The 17164-nt window shown below is 27.0% G+C and carries 17 protein-coding genes and 1 other annotated feature (1 of these 18 cut by a window edge); of the genes, 11 read left to right on the top strand and 6 right to left on the bottom strand.

Annotation, left to right across the window (positions count from 1 at the left end):
• Nucleotides 1-187: a binding site (T-box leader), on the top strand; it begins 32 nt to the left of the window's first position.
• A 193-nt stretch (nt 188-380) separates the two neighbouring features.
• The 5 genes from argS to BN2920_RS16585 all read left to right on the top strand — a co-directional run bounded on the left by argS (nt 381) and on the right by BN2920_RS16585 (nt 6111).
• Nucleotides 381-2072, top strand: coding sequence for an arginine--tRNA ligase (argS, locus tag BN2920_RS16605; protein WP_058296095.1), 1692 nt, complete (start codon nt 381-383; stop codon nt 2070-2072).
• Nucleotides 2073-2621: 549 nt separating this feature from the next.
• Nucleotides 2622-3737 carry an AI-2E family transporter gene (locus BN2920_RS16600; RefSeq protein WP_097919332.1) on the top strand — a complete coding sequence of 372 codons (1116 nt, stop codon included), beginning with the start codon at nt 2622-2624 and terminating at the stop codon, nt 3735-3737.
• A gap of 152 nt (nt 3738-3889) precedes the next feature.
• A complete protein-coding gene (locus BN2920_RS16595) occupies nt 3890-4426 on the top strand; it encodes a nitroreductase family protein (RefSeq protein ID WP_058296094.1) in 537 nt (178 codons plus the stop codon).
• Between the two features lie 168 nt (nt 4427-4594).
• Nucleotides 4595-5323: an HAD-IB family hydrolase gene (locus BN2920_RS16590; protein ID WP_058296093.1), complete on the top strand. Its 729-nt coding sequence runs from the start codon at nt 4595-4597 to the stop codon at nt 5321-5323.
• A gap of 14 nt (nt 5324-5337) precedes the next feature.
• Nucleotides 5338-6111: a ribonuclease H-like domain-containing protein gene (locus tag BN2920_RS16585; RefSeq protein WP_058296092.1), complete on the top strand. Its 774-nt coding sequence runs from the start codon at nt 5338-5340 to the stop codon at nt 6109-6111.
• A 99-nt stretch (nt 6112-6210) separates the two neighbouring features.
• Here the strand turns inward: BN2920_RS16585 and gltX are convergent, their stop codons facing one another.
• Nucleotides 6211-7668, bottom strand: coding sequence for a glutamate--tRNA ligase (gene gltX, locus BN2920_RS16580; RefSeq protein ID WP_058296091.1), 1458 nt, complete (start codon nt 7666-7668; stop codon nt 6211-6213).
• A gap of 165 nt (nt 7669-7833) precedes the next feature.
• On the bottom strand, nt 7834-8712 hold the full coding sequence (locus BN2920_RS16575) for a ComEC/Rec2 family competence protein (protein WP_058296090.1): 879 nt from the start codon (nt 8710-8712) through the stop codon (nt 7834-7836).
• 393 nt (nt 8713-9105) lie between these two features.
• On the opposite strand from BN2920_RS16575, the gene BN2920_RS16570 reads away from it, so the two are divergent.
• Nucleotides 9106-10860 (top strand): phosphoenolpyruvate carboxykinase (ATP), encoded by a 1755-nt coding sequence (locus BN2920_RS16570; protein ID WP_058296089.1) that lies wholly within the window; start codon nt 9106-9108, stop codon nt 10858-10860.
• A 135-nt stretch (nt 10861-10995) separates the two neighbouring features.
• On the opposite strand, the gene BN2920_RS16565 is transcribed toward BN2920_RS16570, so the two are convergent.
• Both BN2920_RS16565 and BN2920_RS16560 read right to left on the bottom strand, forming a co-directional pair.
• On the bottom strand, nt 10996-11193 hold the full coding sequence (locus BN2920_RS16565; protein WP_058296088.1) for a DUF378 domain-containing protein: 198 nt from the start codon (nt 11191-11193) through the stop codon (nt 10996-10998).
• Nucleotides 11194-11357: 164 nt separating this feature from the next.
• Nucleotides 11358-11825, bottom strand: coding sequence for an Lrp/AsnC ligand binding domain-containing protein (locus BN2920_RS16560; RefSeq protein WP_058296087.1), 468 nt, complete (start codon nt 11823-11825; stop codon nt 11358-11360).
• A 245-nt stretch (nt 11826-12070) separates the two neighbouring features.
• Here BN2920_RS16560 and BN2920_RS16555 point away from each other — a divergent pair, with 245 nt between their 5' ends.
• Nucleotides 12071-12394 carry a hypothetical protein gene (locus tag BN2920_RS16555; protein ID WP_058296086.1) on the top strand — a complete coding sequence of 108 codons (324 nt, stop codon included), beginning with the start codon at nt 12071-12073 and terminating at the stop codon, nt 12392-12394.
• Between the two features lie 26 nt (nt 12395-12420).
• On the opposite strand, the gene BN2920_RS16550 is transcribed toward BN2920_RS16555, so the two are convergent.
• Entirely contained in the window at nt 12421-13428 is a 1008-nt protein-coding gene (locus tag BN2920_RS16550; protein ID WP_058296085.1) for a CehA/McbA family metallohydrolase, read from the bottom strand.
• A gap of 118 nt (nt 13429-13546) precedes the next feature.
• Between BN2920_RS16550 and BN2920_RS16545 the strand changes: the two genes are divergently transcribed.
• Genes BN2920_RS16545 through BN2920_RS16535 form a run of 3 tightly spaced genes read left to right on the top strand, consistent with a single transcriptional unit; the run spans nt 13547 to nt 15286 of the window.
• Nucleotides 13547-14047 (top strand): gamma carbonic anhydrase family protein, encoded by a 501-nt coding sequence (locus BN2920_RS16545; RefSeq protein ID WP_058296084.1) that lies wholly within the window; start codon nt 13547-13549, stop codon nt 14045-14047.
• A 39-nt stretch (nt 14048-14086) separates the two neighbouring features.
• Nucleotides 14087-14923, top strand: a complete 837-nt coding sequence (locus BN2920_RS16540) for a CvfB family protein (RefSeq protein WP_058296083.1) — start codon at nt 14087-14089, stop codon at nt 14921-14923.
• 18 nt (nt 14924-14941) lie between these two features.
• Complete coding sequence (locus BN2920_RS16535; RefSeq protein ID WP_058296082.1) at nt 14942-15286, top strand: hypothetical protein; 345 nt, start codon at nt 14942-14944, stop codon at nt 15284-15286.
• Nucleotides 15287-15389: 103 nt separating this feature from the next.
• Here the strand turns inward: BN2920_RS16535 and BN2920_RS16530 are convergent, their stop codons facing one another.
• The gene (locus tag BN2920_RS16530; protein WP_058296081.1) at nt 15390-16805 is read right to left on the bottom strand and encodes a spore germination protein; all 1416 of its coding nucleotides are present in this window, start codon (nt 16803-16805) and stop codon (nt 15390-15392) included.
• A 188-nt stretch (nt 16806-16993) separates the two neighbouring features.
• On the opposite strand from BN2920_RS16530, the gene BN2920_RS21510 reads away from it, so the two are divergent.
• Nucleotides 16994-17149, top strand: coding sequence for a hypothetical protein (locus BN2920_RS21510; protein WP_172437926.1), 156 nt, complete (start codon nt 16994-16996; stop codon nt 17147-17149).
• Nucleotides 17150-17164: the final 15 nt, after the last annotated feature.

Below are 17164 nucleotides of genomic sequence, written 5' to 3'. Positions count from 1 at the left end.
GATGTCTTAAGCGAGTAGGAGCTATGGTGGAAGTCCTATAGAATAGAATAAAGGAAGAGAGCCTTTGAGAAATCATTTGGTAAAGTTATATTAAATGATCGCAGATAAACATGCGTTAAATGTTGAGTGGTATTTTACGTAAGGTAAAATACAATGAGAGTGGTACCGCGATTTAATCGTCTCTTTGTTTATAAGAGATGATTTTTTTATATAAAAAATTAAAAATATAATCACATAGAACATTATACAAAAATCAGAAAGGAATTATTTTAGTTTAGCATTGTTAAGTATTAGATAATAAAAATAGAAAATCACATAGTGATTTTATCCTAAACTGTGAATTGTGCATTGTGAATTGTGAATTGTTTAAGGAGGATTTTATGGATTATAAAGCTAAAGTTTCAGAACTTATAAAAAATCATGTTGACTTAGATAGTGAAACAATAGAAAAATTAATAGAAATACCACCAAAGCCAGAAATGGGTGATTATGCATTCCCATGTTTCCAATTATCAAAGGTTATGAGAAAAGCTCCTAATATGATAGCAGAAGAATTAAAGAATGCTATGTCTACGGATGGCTTTGAAAGAATAGAAAATTTAGGACCATATTTAAACTTTTTTGTAGATAAAGGTGTATTTGCAAAAAATACAATTGAAAAAGTGTTACAAGAAGGTGATAGTTATGGTTCATCTAATGTGGGAGAAGGAAAAACAGTATGTGTTGAATATTCTTCACCTAATATAGCTAAGCCATTCCATGTAGGTCATTTATTTACTACAGCAATTGGTAACTCTTTATATAAGATGTTTAAGAAAGAAGGATATAACACAGTAGGATTAAACCATTTAGGAGACTGGGGAACACAATTTGGTAAGCTTATATCAGCATATGACAGATGGGTTGATGAAGAGGCTTTAGAAGAGGCCCCTATAGATGAACTATTAAGAATATATGTTAAATTCCATGAAGAAGCAGAAAAAGACCCAAGTTTGGAAGATGAAGCAAGAGCAAACTTTAAAGCTTTAGAAGATGGAGAAGAAAGAGTAACTAAACTTTGGACTAGATTTAGAGAGTTAAGCTTAAAAGAATTCCAAAGAGTATATGATATATTAGGTGTTAAATTTGATTCATTAAATGGAGAAGCATTCTACAATGATAAAATGGATGCCGTTGTTAAAGAATTAAAAGAAAAGAAATTACTTGTAGAAAGTAATGGAGCACAAGTTGTTATGCTTGAAGATTATAATATGCCTCCATGCATAGTTTTAAAAGCTGATGGTGCTTCAATATATGCAACAAGAGACTTAGCAGCTGCTATGTACAGAAAGAAGACTTATGATTTCTATAAATGTGTATATGTAGTTGGTACTCCACAAGCACTTCATTTTAAACAAGTATTTAAAGTGTTAGATCTTGCAGGTCATGAATGGGCAAAAGACTGTGTTCATGTAGGCTTTGGATTAGTTAAGTTTGCAGATAGAAAGCTTTCAACTAGAAATGGTTCAATAGTTTTACTTGATGATTTATTAAGAGAAGCCGTAGAAAAGACTGTGGAAGTTATCAATGAAAAGAATCCAGATCTTGAAAATAAAGAGGAAGTTGCTAAGAAAATCGGTGTTGGAGCTGTTGTATTCACTTATCTTAAGAATTCAAGAGAAAAAGATATTGTATTTGACTGGAAGGAAATTTTATCATTTGAAGGTGAAACAGGTCCATATGTACAATATTCATATGCTAGAGGAAACAGCATAATTAATAGAGCAGGTGAAACAAAAGGAACTGTAGATTATAGCAAGTTAAGTTCAAAAGAAGAATTTGAATTAGTTAAGAGTATTGCTAATTTCAATAATATGATAGCATTGGCATTAGAAAAGTTAGAGCCATCTATATTAACTAGATATGTTATTGAAGTGGCAAAAGGATTCAATAAATTCTACAATGCACATTCAGTATTAAATTTAGAAGATGAGGATTTAAAGGCTACAAGATTAGCTTTAGTTAAAGCAAGCTTACAAGTAATTAAAAATGGATTAGAATTACTAGGTATAGATGTGGTTGAAAAAATGTAATATATAACAAAGAGGTTATGCATATTTTATGTATAACCTCTTTGCTATACATTAGATAGTAATTTTATGATTTGCATGATTATGTATATTCTTATGGATAAACTTAATATGGATTCTTGGGGATATTATACATATTTAATTATATGTACAAATGTTTTAAATAAATGTTGTTATGTCTACAATTTGATTATTATAAATGATATGTAATTACATAAAAGTGGATATTTTTAGGAAAATGATAACAACATTATTTTAATACATATTTATACGCGTTAAATAATTGATTTATGATGATTGTTATTTCGAATATTTAGGAGATTTTAAAGACGAATTATTATGTAATCTGGTTTTGCTATATTAATATAATATTAGAAAATAATGATTTAAAGTCTTATTAGAGGATATAATTATAACATTAGAAGCAATTGCACAATAAAGAAAATCATTAATAAAAAATTAATAATTATATAGCAAACCAAATAAATCATGTGTGATATAATAACATAAATCGATTTTTATTATATTATGAAAGGAATGAAGAATAGAGAAGTGACGATAAACAAAAATAATAAATATTTTGATATATTTATTTTGGCTTTGATAGCCATTATAACATATAAGATAATAGACAATTATAATTATTTCTTTAATATAATAAAGAACTTTGTATCTATTATATCACCATTTATATATGCTTTAGTATGTGCTTATATCTTAAATCCAGTAGTGAATTTATTTGAAAAAAAACTAAAATTTAATAGGGCGATATCAATATCAATTACATATTGCTTGTTGGCAGCACTAATTTTTATTGCATTATTTTTTACAATACCAAGTTTGATTGAAAGTATAGTTAATATGAGTTCTGAAATACCATCATATATAGAAAAAATTCAAAATTGGTCAGATACAATATTTCAAAATTATCAATTAAATGAGTTTATTACACAGGGAGCTTTTATTGAAAAGGTAGATATGATATTTACGAAAATTAGTAATTTTACAATTGTGTTATTACAAAATTCAATATCTTCAGTGTTTTCAATAACGGCTAATTTAGTTAAATTATTATTGGGATTTTTAATATCAATTTATGTTTTGATAGATAAAGAAAAATTATTGAACAATGCAAAAATAATAATATATATGATTTTTAAAGAAAAGGCCGCAAATAATATATTAAGCGTACTAAATACTTATCATAAAATGATAGGAAGATATATTGGGATAAAAGCTGTAGACTCTTTAATAATAGCTATAATAGCGTTTGTAGGATTAATAATTATAGATGCACCTTATGCTATACTTATAGCAGTAGTTGTTGGGATAACTAATATGATACCTTATTTTGGGCCTTTAATAGGTGAAATAGTAGGTGCTTTAGTAACAGTTTTTGTTTCACCGATAAAAGCAATTGTGGTATTTTTATTATTACTAGCTATACAACAATTTGATGCATGGTATCTTGATCCAAAACTTATAGGGAAAAAAGTGGGGGTAAGTGCTTTTGGAATTATATTCGCTGTAATTGTTGGTGGAGGATTCTTTGGAACCATAGGAATGCTTTTGGCATCACCTACTATGGCAACTATAAATATATATTATTCTAGAATGGTAAGTAATTTTAAAAATAAAAATCCAAATATATTTAGTAAGAAAAAGTGAAAATATTAACAGGCTTCATTTCTTCGAATTGTTAAAAGAAATGAAGCCTTATTATTATAGATAAAATAAAGATATGTTGACTAAATTTAAAATCATATATAACATATATGTTATGGGATTGTCATATTAAGAAGAGAATGGAAGGAATAAATATGGAAAGTTTTTTTGAATTGGTTTCTAGAAGACAAAGCTGTAGAAAATATTTAAATAAAGCTGTAGAAAAAGAAAAAATAATACAATGTATAGAAGCAGCTAGATTAGCTCCATCAGCATGTAATAGTCAGCCTTGGCACTTTTTAATAGTAAATAATAAAGAAATGTCTCTTAAGGTTTCTGAGTGCATAAGGGACAAGATTATGAACAAGTTTACAGAAGAATGTCCAGCTTTTATTGTAGTTGTTGAAGAAAATGGAAATATCACTTCAAGGACAGGAGAACTAGTAAAGAATCAAGATTATAGATCTGTTGATATTGGGATTTCTACTGAACATATATGTCTTCAGGCAGAGGAGCTTGGACTTGGTACTTGTATTCTTGGATGGTTTAATGAAAAAGCTTTAAAAAAACTTTTAAAATTAAATAAAACTAAAAGAATAAGATTAGTAATTTCTATTGGATATCCAGAAAATACTGAAGTTAGAAAAAAGATAAGAAAAGATATAAGTGAGATTTACACATTTATTGAATAAATATAGTTAAACTATAATATATGTAGTTCCATACTTAATGTTAATATATATAATATAGTAGAATAAAAATAAATATTAAAAAAATCTAGATTTTTAAATCTTTTTATTATAATAAAACTATAGATAAATCATCTTATTAAAATTATTAAAAGAAAGGTGTGATTAAATATGTCAAATGTAGCAGCATTTTTTGATTTAGATGGAACACTATATAGAGAAGGGCTTATAACAGAAATATTCAAAAAGATGGTTAAGTATGAAATAATAGAGACTGAAAGATGGTATAATGATGTTAGGCCAGATTATTTAAAATGGGATAAGAGGCAGGGCGATTATGATGATTATCTTTTGAAAATGACAGATATTTATATTGAATCAATTAAAGGTTTAGAAAAGAGCCAAATGGAGTATATAGCTAAGAAAATAGTAGAACAAAAAGGTGATAGAGTTTACACTTTTACACGAGATAGAATTAAATGGCATAAAGATAATAATCATACCTTAATAATAATCTCAGGTTCACCTTCGGAAATGGTAGCTGAAATGGCTAAAAAATATGGATTTACAGACTATGTTGGAGCTAACTATATAGTAAATGAAGATAATATTTATACTGGTGAAGTTATTCCAATGTGGGACAGTAAAAGCAAAGAAAAATCTATACAAAAATTTGTAGATAAATATGATATAGATTTATCAAAAAGCTATGCTTATGGTGATACATCTGGAGATTACACTATGTTTAAGAGTGTTAAGTACCCATATTGTATGAATGCTACAAAAGAGCTGCTTCAAAAAGTTATAAGTGATAGAGAGTTAATAAAAAAAGTTAATGTTATTGTTGAGAGAAAAGATGTAATATACAATTTAGATATTGAAGATATACAGTTTGTATAGGAAAGAGTGGTACTGTGATTATTCGAGAGAACAATGTGAAGGTAGAAGAATACAGCGATGAATTTATGATAAAACCTGAAGATAGGGAATATAAACCAGAAGAATTAATATTTTTTGACCTTGAGCACTACGTATATAAAAAGCCCAAATGTATAGGGGTTTTTGGTGCATGTGAATATGATAAGAAAAGTAAAGAAATCAAAGTTACTCAATATATGATTGAGGACAAATACGAAGCAACGTATATACTATATCTTGCAAAAAAGTATTTTGTGAATATGAAAGAAAAAGGTAAAAAGGCAATAGTTACTTTTTCAGGCAATAATGATTTTACGGTGATTAACTATCTGTTTAAAGAACAGGAGATATATTATAATTTTGAAGATGAATTTGATTCTATTGATATCCAAAAGGAATATGAAAAAGATAAAAATTCATCAATAGGTCTTAAAAATCTTGAAAAAATATTTGATATTGTAAGAGAAGGAGAAGTAATTAGCGGATCTAATTTAGCTAAAACTTTTCATAAAGTAATTAAAGATAGAAGTTATTTTAAAAGAATGCCTCAAGAAAAAATTGATAAAATACTTCAATATAATGAACAAGATGTAGTTAATTTATATTATATTTATGTCAATTGGAAAAAATATATTTTTGAAGAAGTTGAAGAAGAAATAGAAGATATTGATGAAATAAAAAATATAGAAGAAATTGAAGAAGATGATGATGATAATGCAGAAGTTATTGTTGAGATAGATAAAGAAGATATAAAGGATAATTTAGCTTAAAGATTATAGAATAATAAACAGAATAAACACAGATTCTTTCTAGAAGTAAACAGTACTTTACTTTTAAAAAGGGGCCTCTTTTTTAGAGGTCCCTTTTTATTATGCTTTTAAAAGTTCAATACCTTTTTGTAATCTCTTAAGTGATTCTTCTCTTCCGATAAGAATAGCAATTTCAAAAGCACCACCTGGTGTAAATGATTTGCCAGAAAGAGCAGTTCTTATAGGCCATAGCATTGTACCATTCTTTATTTCTAAAGATTTAATTAATTCAAATACTTTTTCATGTAAATAATCAATATTCCAGTTATCTTCACCTATAGCTTCAATAACAGGATATACTTTTTCTAAATTTTCAAGCGAAGTTTCAACAGTGCTCTTCATTTTCTTATGAACATAAAGATCTGTAGAGTATTCAGGAAGTTCTTCTAAGAAATCAATTTGTTCTGGTATATCAGTTAATACTTCACATCTTGTATGTAATAATTCTGATATAAATTTAAAATCAAAATCTTTGTGTAATACTTTCTTATATTGAACCATTGCTAGTTCATGGAATTCATCTAAAGAAAGTTTTCTTATATATTCTCCATTCATCCATCTAAGCTTAGCACTATCAAAAATAGCTGGTGATTTACTTATATCTTTATAATCAAATTTTTCTGTTAATTCTTGTAAACTGAATATTTCTTCATTTGATCCATCGTTCCATCCAAGTAAAGCTATATAGTTAAGTACAGCTTCTTTTAAATAGCCTTTATCTATAAGGTCACCAAATGAAGCATCACCATTTCTCTTAGATAACTTATTATGTTGGTCTTTCATTATTGGAGGACAGTGAACATAAACTGGAACATCCCATCCAAATGCTTCATATAATCTGTTATATTTAGGTGAAGATGAAAGATATTCATTTCCTCTAACTACGTGAGTTATTCCCATTAAGTGGTCATCAACAACATTTGCAAAATTGTAAGTTGGAAGACCATCAGATTTTATTAAAATCATGTCTTCAAGTTCTGAGTTATCAACAGATATTTTTCCGTAAATGACATCCTCAAAAGTTGTTGTACCTGTAGTTGGGTTATTTTGTCTTATAACATAAGGAAGTCCTTTAGCTAAATTTTCTTCTATTTCTTCTTTTGTTAAGTGAGCACAATGTTTGTCATATTTAAAAGGTCTCTTTAATGCTTCAGCATTTTCTTTAAGCATATCTAATCTGTCTTTAGAACAGAAGCAGTAATAAGCCTCACCTTTTTCAATTAATTTTTTAGCATATTCAAGATAAATATCTTTTCTTTCACTTTGAACATATGGACCAACTGGACCACCTATATCTGGACCTTCATCATGATTAAGTCCAGTCATTTTTAAAGTGTTAAAGATTATATCTGTAGCACCTTCAACTAATCTTTCTTGATCAGTATCTTCTATTCTTAATATGAAATCACCATCTTCATGCTTTGCAATAAGGTATGCATAAAGAGCTGTTCTTAAATTACCAACATGCATATACCCAGTTGGACTAGGTGCAAATCTTGTTCTAATTTTATTTGCCATGTTTTTCACTCCCAATTTCTAATAATTAACTTGCATTTTAACAATACTTTTATCATATCTCAATGGTCTTTTTATGTCAATATTTCTTGTATTAACAACGCAGTATTATTTTTGGTATTTTATTAAATTTATATTTAGTAAATAGAAAGAAAATAGTCACATGTACTATTTTTTTTTAATAGTAGTTCCATCAGAAATAAGCAATATATCTCCAAGTTTATCTGTTCTATAAATAATACATTTATTTTTTTGTAGCTTTTTTAATGTAGTAGGATTTGGATGATTATAATTATTATTTATACCAGCACTGATCACACATATACTAGGATTAACAGCATTAAGAAAAGAAGCGCTGGTTGAAGTAGAGGAACCGTGATGCCCAGCTTTTAATACATCAGAAGATAAAGGGAAATTATTCTTTAAAACTTCACTTTCAACTTCTTCTTCAGCATCACCAGTAAATAAAAATGAAGTATTTTTATATTCTATCTTCATAATTGGAGAATAGTTATTTAAATTATCATAACTATCATGGTTAGGTGAGAAGACTGTAACTTTAGTATTATTACCTAAATCTATGGATGATATACCTTGCTTTATAACATTTATTTTTAAATTTTTTCGTTTTAAAGAATCTATCATTTGCTCAAAGGTTTTAGAGCTAGTTGTAACTTTTGGTGCATAAAAAGCTGAGATATTATAAGTATTTATTATATGCTGCATATTTCCTATATGATCTTCGTGGGGATGGGTTGCTATTACATAATCTAATGTATCAATATTAAGATTTTTTAAATATTTTAATAGATTATTCTTATTGGACTCCGGTCCAGAATCAATTAAAAGATTCTTATTATTTACTTGAATAAGAACAGAATCACCTTGACCTACATCAATATAGTGAACGAGCATGGCATTTTTATAAGTATTAGAATAATTATTAAAGTTAAAAGAAAGTTTAACAAATATTAATAAAGCAACTAATATGAAAATATTTGCAAATAAGGAAATGTGTCTTTTTCTAAATAATTTATTTTTATTCATAAAGTTCTCTCCGTAAAAAATAATACATAATGAATTAGGGATATTTTACCATTAAATTAACAAGAATGGAAGGATTATAAAAAGAATTAGAATATTAAGGAAAAATATGAAATGCGAATAAAAAGTTTGAAAAATATATTAACGTTCTTAAAATCACATTAATTATTCATTTAGCATAAGATTAATATATTGAATGAAAATATAATTACAAACTGCGTATTTCACTCTAAAATAGCTAAATGAAGTAAGAAAGTTTTAAATGAAAAATGCAACAAATGAAAAATTGATAGGTTGAATATTGCAAAAAATATGGTATAATGTTATAAGAACGTGGCAAAGTGAAATAAAATGAAATTTTTTTGATATAAAAAATTCATAATGGGGGGACGAAAAATGAAAAAAGAATTTTCAATGAGTAATGACAAAGTTATGATTAACTTTACTGCAAAGTATTGTGATAGCTTTGAGGCTGTATTAGAAAGTGACGGATTTAGACGAATTTTAGATATCTATTTAAGAAGATCTAAAAAGAAAAATTCTAAATCATATAGATATTTAAGTAATTCATTAAATACAGATAGCTTAATAGATGTAAGAAGAGATATAATTCAGATAATTAAATATTTAACAGTTATGAGTGTGGAAGAAATTATTGAGCATAATGAAAGGTTTTTAGATTTACTAAGTTTAAAAGATGATTTTATAGCTTTTGTAGAAGATTTTTATCTTTTCTGGAGAAGACTTGAGAGGTACACAATAATTCATAGATATAAAGTGCAAGAAGGACTCGCAGCAGCAAGTTTTACTGAAGCTAATGATAACTTTTCGGTATTAATATTAAAATTGTATAGAAAAATAGAAAAGAGCATGCTTGGATATGAACCACAAGTATATAGACAAATACCTGCAGGTGGAAATGCATGTGTTATGATACATGAAATGGAATGGGCTAGACCACAAGGATATGAGCTATTAGAAGATATTCCATTTATAGATAAAATTCTTTTAGAGACTCCATTTATAACATATCCTAAGAGAAATACAAGAGACGGAATGTTTACTGAGATTGACTACAATCCATTAAAATATGCACAAATAAATAAAGAGCATTGGTTCTGCTATCCAGCTAAAATAGGTGGGATGCTAATTTTCATATACTTCCATAGAGATTTTATGGAACATGGAATAACATTATGTAACTTGTTTGAAATGGCTAGAAGTGAAGAAACTAGAGGAAGAAAGCCAGAAATGATATATGTTTTTGGCGCTAAAGATGACGGAGAAGAGCTTCAAACAGTTTTCTATGATGATAAGAAAAATGATATAATGCTTGGATATGTAAATCATTCAGAGAAAATAGATTACTTTGGTTATATGAAGAAGATGACATTAACTCTTTATAATCTTCTTATGATTAAGCGTGGCTACTTACCAATCCATGGTTCTATGGTTAACATTGTATTAAAGAGCGGTGATGTTGCTAATGTAGTTATTATGGGAGACAGTGGCGCTGGTAAATCAGAAAGCTTAGAAGCCTTTAGAAGTTTAAGTGAAGATTATATTTCAGATATGACAATAATCTTTGATGATATGGGAACATTTAAGATTGAAGATGGCGTAATAAAAGGCTACGGAACAGAAATAGGCGCATTTGTAAGATTAGATGACTTAGATCAAGGTTATGCATTCAAGGAAATAGATAGAAGTATATTTATGAATCCTGATAAGATTAATGCAAGATTAGTTATGCCAGTTGCATCATACAAAGAAATAACTAAGGGCTATCCAATAGATTTCTTCTTCTATGCAAATAATTATGATGAAGTAAGAGAAGGCGATAAATATCTTAATTACTTTGAAAATGTGGATGATGCTAAAAAGACATTTAAAGCAGGTGCCAGAATTGCTAAAGGAACAACAACAGAAAAAGGCCTTGTAGAATCATATTTTGCAAATCCATTTGGACCAGCACAAAAGCAAATAGAAACTGATATATTAATAGATGAATATTTTGATTTAATGTTCAAATCTAATCAAGTCAAAGTTGGTCAAATTAAAACATGTTTGGGTGTTAAAGGGCAAGAAAAAACTGGTCCTAGAAGTGCAGCAATAGAATTATTTGATGAAATTAAAAGAGTAAAAAAATAAAAAATTAATTTGTAAAACAACAAGCATGATGTATGAAAGTAATTAATACGTCATGCTTGTTGTTTTAATTTTAATTTATTGTATATACAATATTTAAAACATATAATAAATTATTTTATTTTAGAATGTATTATCTTATGAAACTTTATCCTTCATAAAGAATGAAATACTATAAAGACTAGCAATGCCAACTAAAGCGTAGATAATTCTACTTAGCATTGAGAAAGATCCGAAAAGAGATCCAACTAGGTTAAATTGAAAGAATCCAATTAATCCCCAATTAATTCCGCCTATTATAACTAATATAAGTGCAATTGTATCTAATACTTTCATTAAAAACACACTCCTTAAATTTAAAAAATAAAATTAATAATTTAATTCAAGAATAGTATGCGTTAGTGGTATATATTTTATGCATTATAAATAAATTACATTTGTTAAAGCAATGTATAGGCCATATTTTAACAAAAATTAAAGAAGAAATTTAACTTTCTTCTTTATAATGAAATATTTCTATCTATTGGTTGAGATAATGAAATAAATGTATCAGTTCTTTGAATGCCTGTAATAGTATTTATTTTATTAAGAAGCACGTCTTGAAGGTCAGAAATATTACTACAAACTACTTTAGCAAACATAGAGAAATTACCAGTAGTTAAATGTAATTCCACAACTTCTTTAATATGAGACATTTCTTCAAATACTGAATTAAATGATGATGCTTTATCAACGTAGATACCTACAAAGCAGCAAACATCATAGCCGAGTTTTGGTAAGTTTAAAATTATTCTAGAACCTTTAATTATACCAAGGTCCTCCATCTTTTTCATTCTAACATGTATTGTTCCGCCACTTACATGACAGATTCTTGCAATTTCTAAATAAGGAGTTCTGCAATCTTTTATTAATAAATCAAGTATTTGTAAATCTAATTCATCTAAATTAGCGTTAGATATACTACCCATAATATCACCTCAAATTAATTTTATATAATTTATTTTTATTTTATCAAATATTATGTTAAATTTAAAGAAGAAAATAACGATTTAGAAAAATATTTTTGAAATATTGATATTTTAATAAAATTTTACACTTATGTATTCTGAATAGTAAATATGGAAAGTTATAAAAATCTTTATAATGCTTGATAATATTCTGAATATAAATTAATATTAATTATTGGATAGATTTTTTTAGGAGGACTTAAGCTATGGCTATTTTATCTTCAATTCTCATGTTTGTATTAATGTTTATACTTATACTTGTATGTTTTGCACTTTGCAGAATGTATGTATTTTCTAAGATACGTATAAATAAATACATACCACTTGCAATATCAATAGTATTATTTATTATACAATTGTTTGCAGGAAAAGTTAATGTATTTGTAAATTATGGACTCTCTATATTAGCAGTACTATTTTTCTTATGGTTCATGGATATACTGCAAACAGGGGGAGTTAAGAAAAAAGAAAAACAAATTCAAATAAGACCAAAAGCTAAGCCAAATAGAGTTAAAAACAAAGATAAATAAAAAGTCGGTTAACTTTACCGACTTTTTTACTGCCTAAAAATAGGAGAACTTATTGCAAGTTTATTTTTATCAAGTAAAATTTTAATGATAAACCAAGTTTCGTTTGACTTAGGATTATGTTTGTAAATATATCTTATTCTATGAAGATTCAAATCAGTTATTTTCTTTATTACGCTACCATTATATGAAATGATGTGTATTTCTTTAATAAGATAATTTTGATCTTCAGCATATATAGAAAATTGAAGAGAATTAATATCTTTTGAAAGTGTGTCTCCCATAAAAGTATTATTAATAGTAAAATGCATTATTAAGCTTCTTGATTCAGTAGAATAGGTTCTATGTTTTCTGAAGGCATCAACAAGAGCGTTTGTATTTAAATTATTTGCGATAACACAAGTTAAATTTTCAGTGTCACCAAAGTTCATTCGATGATTGTCTTGTCCATTAATTGCACTTAATTTCCATCCTTTATCTAACAAGTAATAATAATACCGCTCATATCGTATATATCTATTTGGATATGAACCATTTCCAACCTCTATGGAGGTTATAAGTTTATTCAATACAGGATTATATTCTAAATACTGTATTTGTTTATGGGGATGATTGATTGAAATAAAAGCATGTGGATTATTTAACATCCATAATAATATAAGCTGGAGATTATTAACTGTACCTGTAAAAAAAGTATCAGAATTTACTATGTTCATATCACCAAAGGGATTAGTTTTACTTTCAAAACCTATGATAGATAGGAAATTTTCATGTTTTTTATTATATCTATAAGATAAATATTTACTTGCATCCCATTTTGTAAATTCATTTCCCTTAACCCGAACCTTTTTTGTAAGGTAATTATTATGATCGGTTAATATTAAAAAATTTAAGCCATTATGTCTGGCATAATCAAAAGTCTCTATTGGGGTGCCGTGTCCAGTGGAAAATCCCGAATGTGCATGTGGTATTCCATAATAAAATTTTAAGTCTTTTATATCAAATTCATTTTTTTTATCACTCTTTTTACTAGCCAAAAAAATATACCTCTAAAAATTATTTATAATATATATTATTAGAGAAGTAGTTAAAATAATGACAATAAGCAATTGTAATGATAAAATAATTTTAATAATCTAAATGAGGTGATCATAAGTGATAAAGAATTTTAAGAATAAGGAGCCTAAAATCCATAAGAATACATATATAGCAGAAACATCAGTCATAATAGGTAATGTGAATTTGGATAAAAATGTAAATATATGGTTTGGAGCAGTACTAAGAGGTGATCTTGAAAATATAGTAGTAGGGAAAAATACTAATATTCAGGAAAATACAGTTATACATACGGATGAAGATTACAAAGTTGTTATAGGTGAAGGATGTACTATAGGTCATGGAGCAATAATACATGGGTGTGAAATAGGAAATAATGTTCTAGTTGGAATGGGCTCTATAATACTAAATGGATCTAAAATTGGCAATAATACTATTATAGGGGCTGGAAGTTTAATAACATCTAATAAGGTGTTTGAGGATAATGTTTTAATACTTGGAAATCCAGCAAAAGTGGTTAGAAAATTAACTCAAGAGGAAATTGAAAGTAATAAAAAGTCTAGCTTGAATTATGTAAATTTAAGCAATGAATTTAAATAAATATAGAAAGTTAGCAAATAACTCTATGGAGGATAAAATATGATAAATATAGGACAATTTAATAAATTAAAGGTAAAGAAAAAAGTGGATTTTGGTTATTATCTAGAAGATAAATTTGGAGATGAGGTGCTATTACCAAATAGTAATGCGAAAGGTAGCAAAGTAGAAGTAGGTGAAAGTTTAGAAGTTTTTGTTTATAGAGATTCTAAAGATAGATTGATTTCTACTTTAAAAAGACCCTTATTAACTGTTGGAAATATTGCATACTTAGAGGTTGTATCTCAAAGTGAAATTGGTGCTTTTGTTAATATAGGACTTGAAAGAGATTTATTTATACCTTTAAAAGAGCAGGCATTTAAATTAAAGACGGGAAAAAAATACTTATTTTATATGTATATTGATAAAACAGACAGGTTAGCAGGTACTACTAAGATTCATGAATACTTAGATATTGCAGAAGAAGGTAAGTATAAGGTTGATGATGAAGTTAAGGTTATAGTATATGATACTGCTGAAAATGGAACTTTAAAGATTGCTGTTGATAGAGAATATATAGGACTTATATTGCCTAATGAGCATTTAGAGTACATATATCCAGGTGAAGAAATAAGTGCTAGAATAAAAAGAGTTTATGAAGATGGAATACTTGGAATTACTACAAGAAAGAAACGTTTAGATGCAAGAGAAGAATTAAGTGAAGTAATACTTAAGTATTTAAGAGAAAATGGTGGATATATGCCATATAATGATAAGAGTTCATCAGAAGAAATTAAAAGAGAATTCAATACAAGTAAAAATTACTTTAAAATGACTCTTGGCGGACTAATGAAAAAGAAACTAATAACACAAGATAAAGAAGGAACAAGACTTTTATAAGAAAGAGGATAACTTGAGATGAGTTTAAACGATATTTTCAATGAATACATAACAGTAAATAGTGAGTATGTAAAATTTGTTAATGACATTATCAATAAAAATTTTGAAGGCTATGAAGAAGAAGAAATAATGAATATTCTTACTGAAAGCAAACAAAAATTTGAAAGATTAATGGAAGAGACAAACAAAGTAGAAATTGAAGAAGAAAATGGGATATTTTTAAAAGATGTAAAATATTCAGTTATGGATGGGTTATTTCTTGCAATAGATTTATATAATTTTTATTATTCAAAGCAATTAGAAAGATTTAAAATGAGAGGTGTAAATTATATAAGAAAAGGAAGAGTAACAAGCTTCTTTTAATAGTTAACGTAATAAGTATATAATAATAAATTTAAGAGGTTATATCATAATGAGTATTTCATTTAGATATAACCTCTTAAATTTATTATTAAAATATAAAATTTTATTGAACTTTATTAGAAGTTCTAGCTCTAAATAATACATTTTTAAGCGCTTTAAGATTTAATGGATATAGAGGATAGAAGTAATGGTCTCCAGCTATTGTTTTAGTGGAAACTAAGATTATAAACATAATTACTAATCCACCAATAAATCCATAGAATCCAAACAGTGCAGATAATATTATAAGCAGCATACGCATAAATTTAAAGGCGTAGTTCATTTCAACACTTGTTTGAGAGAATCCACCAAGTGCAACTATTGCCATATATAATATTGATTGACTTGTAAACCATCCACTATCTATAGTATATTCACCTATAATTAATCCACCTATTAATGATAGAGAGCTTCCAAGAGCATTTGGTGTGTTTAATGATGCCAGTTTTAAAGCATCAACAGCAAATTCAAGTATAATAAATTGTATACTCATAGGTACAAAATAACTATCCTTGGGTTTTAGAAAGTCTAAATATGCTGGCGCTGAAATATTTCCATTTATAAATAATAAATATAGTGGAGTTACAAATACTGTTGCAAGTATTATTAAGTTTCTAATAAGTCTTAAATAATTTCCTGTAAATAAAGGAAAGTAGTAATCATTAGCATCTTGAAGAAAATCAAAAATGCCAGTTGGAAGTATTAATACGTTAGGGGAATTATCAACGATTATAGCAAACTTACCTTCAACTATATGAGCAGCTGCCACATCAGGTCTCTCAGTATAACGTACTTTTGGAAATGGATTAAACCAGTTACGCCTGCACATTACATCAATTAATGTTTGATCACCAACAGTAAGGGCGTTTATATCTACCTTCTGAAGACTGTCAACTATCATCTTATGTATTTTTTCATCAGCTACACCATCTATGTATGCGACACATACATCAGTTTTTGAAATTGTACCAATAGAATGCATTTCAAAAATTAATCTAGGATCCCGTATACGTCTTCTTAGAAGAGCAGAATCAAATACAAGCTTTTCTATAAAAGCCTCTCTAGAGCCTCTTAATGTTTTTTCTTTTTCAGGTTCTGAAGAATCATGGCCAGGATATGTACGTAGGTCTAGAACTATAAAATATTTATAACCATCCACGTAAAATATAGTCTGGCCTGTTAAAAGTGCATCTATAACTTTTTCTAAATCACTTTGTTTTTCAACAGAAACATGTGGAACTTGATGTGTTGTAAATTCTTCTATTGTCTTATAAGAATTCATAGTATCAACAGAGATACTAATGAATGATTTCAAAATTTCTTCCATTATGTCATCTTTTATGAAGCCATTTATATAGTATAAAACAGTGTCTTTGCCTCCAATTTTAAATATTCTTTCAACTATATCATAGCTTTTATCAATAGCTAAATTTGAATGCATTAATTTAATATTTTCTTTAAAACTAGATGATACATTCAAGAAATACACCTTCTTTCAACATTTGAATATTGCATATAATTAGTATGGCAATTATGTAAATTTGTATTCATATTTTAAATATTACTTATTCATATTAATTTATAGAAAAAATCATTAATATTATTTTAGTATTAAAATAATATTAATACAGATACTACTATTATTATAGGAGAAAGCTGGTGCTAAATATGAAAATAAGAAAGATAACTAAAATAGATAGAATAAAAAGAAATATGAGAAAAATGAATAGGAAAAATATTATGTATGAATTTGCGTCAGAAATAATTGATATTGGAGAAGTGGGATTTAAAAAAATAAAGAAAATAATAAAAAAGTGGAATTAAATATAGAACTTCAAT

Source organism: Clostridium neonatale (assembly GCF_001458595.1).
Classification (GTDB): Bacteria; Bacillota; Clostridia; order Clostridiales; family Clostridiaceae; genus Clostridium; species Clostridium neonatale.
Note: the sequence above shows the minus strand (reverse complement) of the source record. Positions and strands in the feature narration are given on the sequence as shown.

What these genes read in the sequence shown, in the direction of transcription:
- argS (WP_058296095.1), top strand. Translation starts at nt 381, where the DNA reads ATGGATTATAAAGCTAAAGTTTCAGAACTTATAAAAAATCATGTTGAC.
- BN2920_RS16595 (WP_058296094.1), top strand. Translation starts at nt 3,890, where the DNA reads ATGGAAAGTTTTTTTGAATTGGTTTCTAGAAGACAAAGCTGTAGAAAA.
- BN2920_RS16590 (WP_058296093.1), top strand. Translation starts at nt 4,595, where the DNA reads ATGTCAAATGTAGCAGCATTTTTTGATTTAGATGGAACACTATATAGA.
- gltX (WP_058296091.1), bottom strand. Translation starts at nt 7,668, where the DNA reads ATGGCAAATAAAATTAGAACAAGATTTGCACCTAGTCCAACTGGGTAT.
- BN2920_RS16575 (WP_058296090.1), bottom strand. Translation starts at nt 8,712, where the DNA reads ATGAATAAAAATAAATTATTTAGAAAAAGACACATTTCCTTATTTGCA.
- BN2920_RS16570 (WP_058296089.1), top strand. Translation starts at nt 9,106, where the DNA reads ATGAAAAAAGAATTTTCAATGAGTAATGACAAAGTTATGATTAACTTT.
- BN2920_RS16565 (WP_058296088.1), bottom strand. Translation starts at nt 11,193, where the DNA reads ATGAAAGTATTAGATACAATTGCACTTATATTAGTTATAATAGGCGGA.
- BN2920_RS16560 (WP_058296087.1), bottom strand. Translation starts at nt 11,825, where the DNA reads ATGGGTAGTATATCTAACGCTAATTTAGATGAATTAGATTTACAAATA.
- BN2920_RS16555 (WP_058296086.1), top strand. Translation starts at nt 12,071, where the DNA reads ATGGCTATTTTATCTTCAATTCTCATGTTTGTATTAATGTTTATACTT.
- BN2920_RS16540 (WP_058296083.1), top strand. Translation starts at nt 14,087, where the DNA reads ATGATAAATATAGGACAATTTAATAAATTAAAGGTAAAGAAAAAAGTG.
- BN2920_RS16535 (WP_058296082.1), top strand. Translation starts at nt 14,942, where the DNA reads ATGAGTTTAAACGATATTTTCAATGAATACATAACAGTAAATAGTGAG.
- BN2920_RS21510 (WP_172437926.1), top strand. Translation starts at nt 16,994, where the DNA reads ATGAAAATAAGAAAGATAACTAAAATAGATAGAATAAAAAGAAATATG.